Origin of the sequence: Nocardioides sp. GCM10027114 (genome assembly GCF_042659625.1) — a bacterium.
GTDB lineage: Bacteria > Actinomycetota > Actinomycetes > Propionibacteriales > Nocardioidaceae > Nocardioides.
Window position 1 is genome coordinate 104,684 of record NZ_JBHSSS010000024.1, and the last position, 9,462, is coordinate 114,145.

13 protein-coding genes are annotated in these 9,462 nt (G+C 73.7%); 6 read left to right on the forward strand and 7 right to left on the reverse strand.

The window, feature by feature from the left end:
• The first annotated feature begins 59 nt into the window (after window positions 1-59).
• The 3 genes from ACFP2E_RS12810 (at window position 60) to ACFP2E_RS12820 (ending at window position 2,355) form a co-directional block, all read left to right on the forward strand.
• Window positions 60-218 (forward strand): DUF5679 domain-containing protein, encoded by a 159-nt coding sequence (locus tag ACFP2E_RS12810; protein ID WP_378523546.1) that lies wholly within the window; start codon window positions 60-62, stop codon window positions 216-218.
• A 130-nt stretch (window positions 219-348) separates the two neighbouring features.
• Complete coding sequence (locus ACFP2E_RS12815) at window positions 349-1,227, forward strand: TOMM precursor leader peptide-binding protein (protein WP_378523547.1); 879 nt, start codon at window positions 349-351, stop codon at window positions 1,225-1,227.
• A gap of 60 nt (window positions 1,228-1,287) precedes the next feature.
• Complete coding sequence (locus ACFP2E_RS12820) at window positions 1,288-2,355, forward strand: phosphotransferase family protein (protein ID WP_378523548.1); 1,068 nt, start codon at window positions 1,288-1,290, stop codon at window positions 2,353-2,355.
• A 34-nt stretch (window positions 2,356-2,389) separates the two neighbouring features.
• Here the strand turns inward: ACFP2E_RS12820 and ACFP2E_RS12825 are convergent, their stop codons facing one another.
• The 6 genes from ACFP2E_RS12825 to ACFP2E_RS12850 all read right to left on the reverse strand — a co-directional run bounded on the left by ACFP2E_RS12825 (window position 2,390) and on the right by ACFP2E_RS12850 (window position 6,049).
• Entirely contained in the window at window positions 2,390-2,563 is a 174-nt protein-coding gene (locus ACFP2E_RS12825) for a hypothetical protein (protein WP_378523549.1), read from the reverse strand.
• A gap of 158 nt (window positions 2,564-2,721) precedes the next feature.
• A complete protein-coding gene (locus tag ACFP2E_RS12830; RefSeq protein ID WP_378523550.1) occupies window positions 2,722-2,916 on the reverse strand; it encodes a hypothetical protein in 195 nt (64 codons plus the stop codon).
• A 35-nt stretch (window positions 2,917-2,951) separates the two neighbouring features.
• Window positions 2,952-3,080 carry a hypothetical protein gene (locus tag ACFP2E_RS12835; RefSeq protein ID WP_378523551.1) on the reverse strand — a complete coding sequence of 43 codons (129 nt, stop codon included), beginning with the start codon at window positions 3,078-3,080 and terminating at the stop codon, window positions 2,952-2,954.
• 118 nt (window positions 3,081-3,198) lie between these two features.
• The gene (locus ACFP2E_RS12840; RefSeq protein ID WP_378523552.1) at window positions 3,199-3,525 is read right to left on the reverse strand and encodes a WhiB family transcriptional regulator; all 327 of its coding nucleotides are present in this window, start codon (window positions 3,523-3,525) and stop codon (window positions 3,199-3,201) included.
• A gap of 105 nt (window positions 3,526-3,630) precedes the next feature.
• Window positions 3,631-3,834: a hypothetical protein gene (locus tag ACFP2E_RS12845; RefSeq protein ID WP_378523553.1), complete on the reverse strand. Its 204-nt coding sequence runs from the start codon at window positions 3,832-3,834 to the stop codon at window positions 3,631-3,633.
• A 136-nt stretch (window positions 3,835-3,970) separates the two neighbouring features.
• Window positions 3,971-6,049: an ATP-dependent DNA helicase UvrD2 gene (locus ACFP2E_RS12850; protein ID WP_378523554.1), complete on the reverse strand. Its 2,079-nt coding sequence runs from the start codon at window positions 6,047-6,049 to the stop codon at window positions 3,971-3,973.
• A 128-nt stretch (window positions 6,050-6,177) separates the two neighbouring features.
• Between ACFP2E_RS12850 and ACFP2E_RS12855 the strand changes: the two genes are divergently transcribed.
• Window positions 6,178-6,435, forward strand: a complete 258-nt coding sequence (locus tag ACFP2E_RS12855; RefSeq protein ID WP_378523555.1) for a mycoredoxin — start codon at window positions 6,178-6,180, stop codon at window positions 6,433-6,435.
• Between the two features lie 179 nt (window positions 6,436-6,614).
• On the opposite strand, the gene nudC is transcribed toward ACFP2E_RS12855, so the two are convergent.
• Window positions 6,615-7,526: an NAD(+) diphosphatase gene (gene nudC, locus ACFP2E_RS12860; protein ID WP_378523556.1), complete on the reverse strand. Its 912-nt coding sequence runs from the start codon at window positions 7,524-7,526 to the stop codon at window positions 6,615-6,617.
• Window positions 7,527-7,569: 43 nt separating this feature from the next.
• Between nudC and deoD the strand changes: the two genes are divergently transcribed.
• A complete protein-coding gene (gene deoD / locus ACFP2E_RS12865; protein WP_378523557.1) occupies window positions 7,570-8,286 on the forward strand; it encodes a purine-nucleoside phosphorylase in 717 nt (238 codons plus the stop codon).
• 57 nt (window positions 8,287-8,343) lie between these two features.
• Window positions 8,344-9,447, forward strand: coding sequence for an NAD(P)-binding domain-containing protein (locus tag ACFP2E_RS12870; protein WP_378523558.1), 1,104 nt, complete (start codon window positions 8,344-8,346; stop codon window positions 9,445-9,447).
• Window positions 9,448-9,462 lie beyond the last annotated feature (15 nt).

Below are 9,462 nucleotides of genomic sequence, written 5' to 3' on the forward strand. Positions count from 1 at the left end.
CGGGTCTTCCCCACCACTCCCCGTCGCGGCTACCGAGAGAACCAGACAAGGAGGCCGTCATGGCGGAGACCTGGAGCGGCGAGTTCTACTGCGTCAAGTGCAAGGAGAAGCGCGAGGCGGAGGGCGAGGTCAAGGTGAACGACAAGGGCACCCGCATGGCCAAGGCCACCTGCCCCGTCTGCGGCACCAACCTCAACCGGATCCTCGGGAAGGCCTGACCCCCAGAGACGCCACACCGCGACGGCGGCGCCACCCGGACGGGGGCGCCGCCGTCGCCGTTTCCTGCCGCTGCGCCGGGGCTGTGGACGGCCGGCGCCGGCGGCGCCCGCCGCGGGGCAGGCTGTCGCCATGACCGCCGCCGCTGTCCCACCCCGCCTGGTGCTGCGCCCCGGCCTGCGAGTCGCGCGCCGGGCCGACGGCCTGCTGCAGGTCGGCACCGAGCCCGGGCTGCGCGTGACCCTGCCCGACCGGCCCGAGGTCCGGTCCGGCCTGGCCGCACTGGCCACCGGCCACCCCGGGCCGGCGCCGGCCGGGCCGTGGGTCGACCTGCTGCGGGACCGCGGGCTGCTGCTGGACGCCGACCGGGTCGCGGCCGACATGGCCGGGCCGGTCCCCCGCGACGCGGTCGCCGCGGCGTACGCCGCCCACGGCGCTGCCGCGACCCGGCGACTGGCCCGACGGGCCCAGGCCAGGGTCGGGATCGACGTGCCCGCGGACTGGCTGGCGTCGGTGGACCGGTTGCTGGCGCGCGCCGGCCTCGCCCCGGCCGATCCGGGGGCTGGCGGGTCCGGGGCGCAGCCCTGCGCCGTCGTGCTGCTGGTCGAGCCCGGCGGCGAGCCCGACCGCGAGTGCTTCGACCGCTGGCTGCGGAGCGGCCAGCCGCACCTTCCGGTCCGCAACCTCGCCGGACGCGTGGAGGTGGGACCGTTCGTGGTCCCCGGCGAGACGGCGTGCGTGCGCTGCGTCGACGCCCGCCGCTGCGAGGCCGAGCCCGGGCGGGCGCTCCTGCTCGAGCAGCACCAACCGCGGGCCGGCGAGCCGCTCGACCCCCTGCTGCTGGAGCTCGCGTTGGCGTGGGCGGTGCGTGACCTCGTCACCTACGTCGAGGGTGGCGCCCCCGCGACCTGGTCCGCGTCGGTGGAGCTGACCGACACACTCGTCGCCACCCGCCGCGAGTGGCCCCGCCATCCCCGGTGTGGCTGCTGCTGGGGCGACGCCGTGGCCTGAGGTGGCGCTTCGCCCGGGCCCGGTGGCGTGGTGCCGCGCGTCGTTGGGCAGGGTGGGGCCGTGGACGAGTGCGGGGACACCCTGTCGGCGCGAGCGATGGACTTCGAGAGCTGGGACCGGGTGCAGCCGCTCGCGGGAGGCAGGGGCGACAGCGCCCGCCTGGCGTGGAAGGACGGCCGTCCCCACGTGGTGAAGTCCTACGGACCCGGCCGCCTCGACGGCGTGCGCGAGCGGGCGGCGTTGGAGGCACTGGCCGGCAGGGCCGGTACACCCACCCTGCTGGCGGAGTCGGACGAGCCGCCGTTCGTGGTGATGTCCTACCTCGACGGCTCGGGCAGCCTCGCGGACGCGCTGCTCGGCACCGACGAGGACGACGCGGTCACCGCCCTGCTGCGCTGGGCGGAGGCGCTGGCCGACCTGCACTCTGCTGGAACGACGGACCGGCGCGAGGCCTTCGTCGAGGGGCTGGCCAGGCGGGCCCCGGACCTGAGCCCGCGGTCCCTGGCCGGTGACTTCGAGGTCGCGGCACAGAGGTACAGCGAGGTCCTGGTCGAGCTGGGACTCCCTCCGCACTACCGCGCCCTCGAGGACCTGCGCGCGCTGCCCGCAGCGCTGGGCGACCCGGCCGACGAGGTGCTGAGCCCGGCCGACACGTGCCCGGACAACAACGTGCGGGCCACCGACCGCCTCCACCTCATCGACTTCGAGTACGCCGAGCTGCGCCACCCTGCTTGGGACGTGGCCTACCTGCGCGCCCCCTGGCCCAGCTGCTGGTGCGCGTGGCGGCTCCCGGACGAGTCCGCCGAGACCGCCGTGGCCGGCTACCGGCGGGCGGCCGGCACGGCGTGCGGCACCGACTTCGAGACCGACCTGGCCGTGGCCACGCTGGGCTGGCAGGCGATGACGCCCGCCCTGTTCCTGGCGGGCGCCCTGACCAGCGACGACGCCGCGGCAGCCCCGGGGCGGCCGACTCGCCGGGCGTTCGTGCTCCACCGCCTCGCAGCGGTCGCGGCCAACGAGTCCCATCCCGCGCTCGGGGCCATGGCCGCCGACCTGCACGGCGCCCTGCGCCAGCGCTGGGGTGACGTGCCGCTCGAGCTGGCGCCGGCGTTCCGTCCGCCCCGCTGAGTCCGGGGTCGGGCCGACACCGTGTCGGGTCAGGTCACCAGAACTCGCTGTCGAGCTTGCCCTCCATCGCCCGCAGGTTGGAGCGGGAGCACTGCTCGCAGAAGACCCGCTGCCGGCCGTTCTCGACGGCGGTGCTCCAGGTGAGCGTCTTCGCGGGATCGGACTCCTGGCGACCGCAGAAGTCGCACGTGGTCGGCTCGTCCGTCATGGGCCCACGCTAGCGCCGGACATGGGACGAGCCGGGTACGACGACCCTGGGGTCGTCGTACCCGGCTCGGGATTCCCCTCGCGATCAGGTCATCGGTAGGGGCCACCGGAGAGGTCCGGACGGCGCCGCCCGGTGCGGGCCACCCGGCCTGTCACGGATCAGAGCGCGCGGGCGAGGGCCAGCCGCGCCTGCTGCGCGGCCTGCTCGGCCTTGCGGCTCAGGCGGCGGACCTGGGCCAGCTGGTGTCCACGCCGCAGCTGCTGCGCCTCTCCCAGGCGCGCGGCCATTTGTGCGCGGGCCAGGTTTTCGTGCATGAGTTCCATCTCGAGGCTCCGAATCGGGTTGTTGTTCATGGGTGTGTGGTGTCTTTCCGTGTCGAGTCAGGCGCTCAGAGCGCGCCGGCGAGGGCGGTACGGGCCTGCCGTGCGGCCTGCTCGGCCTTGCGGCTGATGCGGTGCGCCCGGGCCACCTGGTGCCCCAGTCGCCGCTGCTGCGCCTCTCCCAGGCGCGCGCTCATCTGAGCGCGGGCGAGACTCTCGTGCATCGTGTGCAACGTCTTCTCCTTGTTCTCCGGTGGTTGGTGCTGCTGGTGGTTGGTGCTGCTGTCAGGACGTGCTGCCGGCCGGCTGGGTTGCTCAGGCGGCGACCTCGTTCTTGCGCGGACGGCCGCGGGGCCGCTTGCGGGGGATCACCACTCCCTGGAGGAAGAGCTCCCCGCCCCAGACGCCCCAGGGCTCACGCCGCTCGAGCGCGCCGTCGAGGCACAGGGTGCGGACCGGGCATTCCACGCACAGCGTCTTGGCGTACTCCACGTCCGAGGGGGATTCGGCGAACCAGAGCTCCGGGTCGTTCACCCGGCACGGCAGCTGGTCGGCCGCCACCTTGCTGGCCTGGTCGTGGAGCTGTCCGAGACCGACCTCGGGGGTAGTCCCCTCGACGCTGTCGAGAACGCTGATGGTCATTCGTGTCACCTCCTTCTGACCTGATCGCTTGGATGAAGCTCGGGAAACAGAAAGGCCGCGGATCCCGGTGAGGGTCCGCGGCCTGGAGGCGCCGAATGCTGGGTGTCAGCTGATCGGTGGTCTCCAGGCAGAGGTCCCCGGGAAGAAGCCCTGGACGAGCGTCCGGACGTCGGCAACGCGGCCATCACGCACCACGGCACCGAGGGCGCACTTCGCCTGAGAGGCGACGGTGGCGCCGAAGGTGTAGCCGTCGATGGGCATGCCGAAGCGCACGACGTCGGTCGCGTTGCGGATCGTGTTGCTGAACATCAGGCCACCTCCTTCAGGTGCTCGGGCGCGGGCCTTGCCAGGGCCTTCTGCGCGGGACAGTGAGAGGAAACTACTCCGCCGCATAGGTAATGGGCAAACGATTTTGTGGGTATTTCGAGATTTTTCCTGCTTTCGTCTAGTCCACCAGCGCGATGACCTCGTCGCCGTAGCGCTCGAGCTTGCTCCGGCCGATGCCGTTCACCCGCAGCAGCGCCTCCGCGCTGCGCGGCTTGTGCTCGGCGATCAGCTGCAGCGTGGCGTCGGTGAAGACGACGAACGCCGGAACGTTCTCCTCCTCGGCGCGGGTACGCCGCCACTCGCGCAGCCGCTCGAAGAGCTCCTCGTCGTAGGAGGCCGGGCAGTCGTGGCAGCGGCCGCGCTTCTTCTCGGCGCCGCTCATCAGCGGCTTGCCGCACTCGCGGCAGCTCGCGAGGCCGCGTCGGGGCTTCGGCGCGGGCGCCCGCTTCTCCGCCGGCAACAGCGGGTCGAGGAACCGCGACGGCTTGCGTCCCGCGCGCCCGCCGGGGTTGCGGGCGAGGCTCCACGAGCCGTGCAGCTCGAGCCGGGCCCGGGTGAGGCCGACGTAGAGCAGCCGCCGCTCCTCCTCGATCTCGGCGGGCGACTCGGCGTAGGAGAAGGGCATGGTGCCCTCCTGCAGACCGACGAGGAAGACGGTGTCCCACTCGAGGCCCTTGGCGGCGTGGAGCGTCGCGAGCGTGACGCCGTCGGCGACCGGGGCGTGCTGCTCGGCGGCCCGGCGGTCGAGGTCGTCGACGAAGCCGCCGAGGTCGGCCGGCCCCGAGCCGCCCGAGGCTTCCGCGGAGGTGCGGGCGAAGTCGACCGCCTGGTCGACCAGCGCCTGCCACGACTCCCATCGGTCGCGGGTCTGGCCGCGAGCCGAGGGCGCCTCGGGGCTCCAGCCGAGCCCGGCGAGGGTGGCGCGCACGGTCTCGACGAGGTCGTCGCCGCCGGTCCCGGACCGGGCGGTGCCGCGCAGCAGGGTCACGGCCTGCCGGACCTCCGGTCGGTCGAAGAACCGCGCCGCGCCGCGGACGACGTACGGGACGCCGCGGCTCGCCAGCGCCTCCTCGAAGCTCTCCGACTGGGCGTTGATGCGGAACAGCACCGCCATCTCTCCCGGCGACCGGCCCTGGCGCACGAGCGCGGCGATCTGGTCGGCCACGCCGTCGGCCTCGGCGACCTCGTCGGGATACGGCGTCCACGTCACCTCGGCGCCGGAGGGGCGCTGCGCCCGCAGGTCCACGCCCCGGCTCGGCGACCCGGCCAGCAGCGTGTTGGCGGCGGCGACCACCTCGGGGGTGGAGCGGTAGTTGCGGACCAGCTCGATCGAGGTCGTGCCGGGGTAGCGCCGCGGGAAGTCGCGGAGGTAGTCGGCCTTCGCGCCGGCGAAGGAGTAGATCGTCTGAGCGGGGTCGCCGACCACGCACAGCTCGTCGCGGCCGCCGAGCCACAGGTCGAGCAGCGCCGACTGCAGCGGCGACACGTCCTGGAACTCGTCGACGACGAACCGCTTGTACTGGCGGCGGACCTGGGCGGCGACCCGCTCGTCGTCGGCGAGCAGGCCGGCGGTGAAGAGCAGGACGTCCTCCATGTCCATCCGGCCCTGACCACGCTTCACGTCCTCGTAGGTGCTGAAGACGCGGGCGACGGTGTCGAGGTCGTGGCCGGCGACCGAGCGGCCCCGCCGTGCGGCGATCCGGGCGTAGTCGTCGGGGTGGACGTTGCTGACCTTGGCCCACTCGATCTCGGAGGCGAGGTCGCGCAACAGGGCCTGGTCGGGCTCGAGGCGGGTGCGCCGGGCGGCCGTCGCGAGGATGCCGAGCTTGGACTCGGTGAGGGTGGGCAGCTCGGTGCCGTGGACGCGCGGCCAGAAGAAGCGCAGCTGGCGCAGCGCCGCCGAGTGGAACGTCCGCGCCTGCACCCCGCCGGCGCCGAGGCCGCGCAGCCGGACACGCATCTCGCCGGCGGCGCGGGTGGTGAAGGTCACCGCGAGCACCTCGGTGGGCTCGTAGACGCCGGTGGCGACGCCGAGGGCGATCCGGTGGGTGATGGCCCGGGTCTTGCCGGTGCCGGCGCCCGCGAGCACGCGCACCGGGCCGCGGAGGGTCTCGGCGACCCGGCGCTGCTCGGGGTCGAGCCCGGCGAGGAGGTCGTCGGGACGCGGGGAGCCGGGGACGGGCCCGGGACGGGACATCGGGAAGAAACTCCTGGGTGGCGGGTGTTACGGGTGTGTCGCTGCAATCCTTGCGCCTGCGCCGACGCGCGCGAACGAAGCGACCGACTGCCGTTTCACCCTAGATGCCGAAGGGGACACTCCTGCCCATGACCTCGTTCACGATGTACACCACGCCCTGGTGCGGCTACTGCCACCGGCTCAAGAGCCAGCTCGACCGCGAGGGCATCCGCTACGAGATCGTCGACATCGAGCAGGACCCGAAGGCCGCCCGCATCGTCGAGGCCGCCAACCGGGGCAACCAGACCGTGCCCACGCTGGTCTACAGCGACGGCAGCGCGCAGACGAACCCGTCGCTGCGCCAGGTGAAGGCCAAGCTCGAGGAGCTGGAGGAGCTCGCCTCCTGACCCGCGACCTGCCACCAGTTCCCCACGCGTGAGGCGCGAGCTGCCACCAGTTCCCCACGCGTGAGGCGCGAGCTGCCACCAGTTGCCCGCTCTTGAGGCAAGTGGTGGCAGCTCGGCTCCGTTGAGGGGGTAACTGGTGGCAGCTCGGCTCCGTTGAGGGGGTAACTGGTGGCAGCTCGTCACCAGCCGCCGGCCGGGAGCTCCTCGCCGTACCAGTGCTCCACGAGCGAGCTGGAGATCGACAGGCCGCGCGGCAGCACCAGCGAGCCCGCATCGAGCTCGGCGCGCATCTCGGCCCGGGTGAACCACCGGGCCACCTCGATCTCGTCGCCGTCGACGTCGATGTCGGTGGTCTCGGCGCGGCCGAGGAAGCCGATCATCAGGCTGGCCGGGAGCGGCCAGGGCTGGTTGCCGAAGTAGGTGACCTCGCCGACCCGCAGCCCCACCTCCTCGGCGACCTCGCGGCGTACGGCGTCCTCGAGGGTCTCCCCCGGCTCGCAGAAGCCGGCGAGGGTGGAGTAGCGGCCCTCCGGCCAGGCCCGCTGCCGCCCCAGCAGGCAGCGCTCGTCGTCGGCGCCCGGCTCGCCGTGGGTGATCAACATGATCACGGCCGGGTCGGTGCGCGGGAACTGCGGCTTGCCGCACTCCGTGCAGACGAGCTCGTGGCCGGCCTTGCGCGGCTCGAGCCGGCCCGCGCAGCGCGGGCAGAACCGGGTGGCCCAGTGCCACTCGGCCAGCCCGATGGCGTGGAAGAGCATCGGCGCGCCGTCGGGGTCCGCGGCCAGCGCCGGCAGCGCGCCGCGCAGGCTGAACCACTCCGACTTCTCCCCCGTCGCGGTCGCCGGGTCCACGATCACCGCGAACCAGGCCGCGCCCTCGCGCTCGCCCAGCAGCACCCGCGTCCCCTCCGGGGCCTTCGCCGGGCTGACCCAGGACAGCCGACCGTCGACCGGACGGATCCGGGTGCCGGACACGACGAGGACCCGGGTGCGCGGGTCACGCCACCGCTCCTCGAGCCAGGTCTCGTCGTCGCGGTGCAGGCCGTGCCGCATGTGAGGGTTGGCCGCGAGCCGCAGGTGGGGGAACGTCACGGGGGTCACGCTAGCGCCGCCCCGGGCACTAGGCTGCCGGGCGATGAGCACCCACATCGGCGCCGCACCCGGCGACATCGCCCCCGTCGTCCTCATGCCCGGCGACCCGCTTCGCGCGAAGTGGATCGCGGAGACGTTCCTCGAGGACGCGAAGGTCTACAACGAGGTCCGCGGGATGCTCGGCTACACCGGTACCTGGCGCGGCCACCGCGTCTCGGTGCAGGGGTCCGGCATGGGCCAGCCGTCGTTCGCGATCTACGCCAACGAGCTGTTCGACTCCTACGACGTGCAGACCATCGTGCGGGTCGGCTCGTGCGGTGCCCTGACCGAGAAGCTCGCCGTGCGCGACCTCGTCATCGCCTCCGGTGCCTGCACCGACTCGTCGATGAACCGCATCCGGTTCGAGGGCCTCGACTACGCGCCGGTCGCCGACTTCGGCCTGCTGCGCGCGGCGTACGACGCCTCCGAGGAGCTCGCCGACGGGGCCGGGGTCCACGTGGGGCTGATCTTCAGCAGCGACTCGTTCTACAGCCCGCGGCCCGAGCTGACCGCGCGGATGGTCGACTACGGCGTGCTCGCGGTCGAGATGGAGGCGAGCGCGCTCTACACGCTGGCCGCGAAGTTCGGCCGCCGGGCGCTGGCGATCTGCACCGTCTCCGACCACGTCGTCACCGGCGAGGAGACCTCGTCGCAGGAGCGCGAGCAGAGCTTCGGCGCGATGGTCGAGATCGCGCTGCAGGCAGCCCTCACCGGGGACTGACGGCACGGGTTTAGTCCCCCGGTGGACTAAACCCGGCGCCACCGGCGTTGGGGCAGCGTGGAGATCCTCGACGCGGTGGTCATCGGGGCCGGCCAGGCCGGCCTCTCCGCGTCCTACCACCTGCGACGACGCGGGATCGACCACGTCGTGCTGGACTCCGAGGAGGCGGCCGGCGGCGCCTGGCAGCACCGCTGGGACTCGCTGACGATGACCGACGTCCACGGCGTCGCCGCGCTGCCGGACTCCCCCGCCCCCACCCGGAGCGAGGACCGGGCCAACGTCGTGGTGCCGGCGTACTTCTCCGACTACGAGCGGCAGCACGCCCTCCCGGTCCTCCGGCCGGTCAAGGTCGACCGGGTCACCGACGACGGCGGGCTCCTCGTCGTCCACGCCGGCGACCGGGGGTGGCGCACCCGCACCCTCGTCAACGCCACCGGCACCTGGTCACAACCCCACATCCCGGCCTACCCCGGGATGTGGACCTTCCGGGGCGAGCAGCTCCACACCGCGAGCTACCGCGGACCCGAGCCCTTCCGGGACCGTCGAGTGGTCGTGGTCGGCGGCGGCCTCTCCGCCGTCCAGCACCTCGGCGAGCTCGCCCCCGTGGCCGAGACCCTGTGGGTCACCCGCCGGGACCCGGTCTGGCGCACCGACGACTTCACGGCCGAGCGCGGCCGGGCGGCGGTGGCGCTCGTCGAGGACCGCGTCCGCCGCGGCCTGCCGCCGCGCAGCGTGGTGAGCGTGACCGGGCTGATGCTGCGACCGCAGGAGCGCGAGGCGGCGGCGCTCGGCGCCTACCAGCGGCAGCCGATGTTCACCCGGGTCGAGCCGGACGGGGTCCGGCTCGCCGACGGCACGCTGTGGCGGGCCGACGTCATCCTGTGGGCCACCGGCTTCCGGCCGGCGCTGGGCCACCTCGCGCCGCTGCGGCTGCGCACCCGCACCGGCGGAATCGTGCTCGACGGGACCACGGCGGTCGCGGACCCGCGGGTCCAGCTCGTCGGCTACGGGCCGTCGGCGAGCACCATCGGCGCCAACCGTGCCGGACGGGTCGCCGCACGCAGCGTGGCGGCCCGGCTCGGCGGCACCCTCGGGGGCCCGACCGCGGGCCACGGCCCGTCCGGTGCCGCCGCGCCGAACATGATGGCCGAGAGCGCCTGACGGGCCGGCCGGCTC

Bases quoted from the DNA above. Each gene is read 5' to 3' on its own strand.
- ACFP2E_RS12810 (WP_378523546.1), top strand. From the start codon at position 60: ATGGCGGAGACCTGGAGCGGCGAGTTCTACTGCGTCAAGTGCAAGGAG.
- ACFP2E_RS12815 (WP_378523547.1), top strand. From the start codon at position 349: ATGACCGCCGCCGCTGTCCCACCCCGCCTGGTGCTGCGCCCCGGCCTG.
- ACFP2E_RS12825 (WP_378523549.1), bottom strand. From the start codon at position 2,563: ATGACGGACGAGCCGACCACGTGCGACTTCTGCGGTCGCCAGGAGTCC.
- ACFP2E_RS12830 (WP_378523550.1), bottom strand. From the start codon at position 2,916: ATGAACAACAACCCGATTCGGAGCCTCGAGATGGAACTCATGCACGAA.
- ACFP2E_RS12835 (WP_378523551.1), bottom strand. From the start codon at position 3,080: ATGAGCGCGCGCCTGGGAGAGGCGCAGCAGCGGCGACTGGGGCACCAG.
- ACFP2E_RS12840 (WP_378523552.1), bottom strand. From the start codon at position 3,525: ATGACCATCAGCGTTCTCGACAGCGTCGAGGGGACTACCCCCGAGGTC.
- ACFP2E_RS12845 (WP_378523553.1), bottom strand. From the start codon at position 3,834: ATGTTCAGCAACACGATCCGCAACGCGACCGACGTCGTGCGCTTCGGC.
- ACFP2E_RS12850 (WP_378523554.1), bottom strand. From the start codon at position 6,049: ATGTCCCGTCCCGGGCCCGTCCCCGGCTCCCCGCGTCCCGACGACCTC.
- ACFP2E_RS12855 (WP_378523555.1), top strand. From the start codon at position 6,178: ATGACCTCGTTCACGATGTACACCACGCCCTGGTGCGGCTACTGCCAC.
- deoD (WP_378523557.1), top strand. From the start codon at position 7,570: ATGAGCACCCACATCGGCGCCGCACCCGGCGACATCGCCCCCGTCGTC.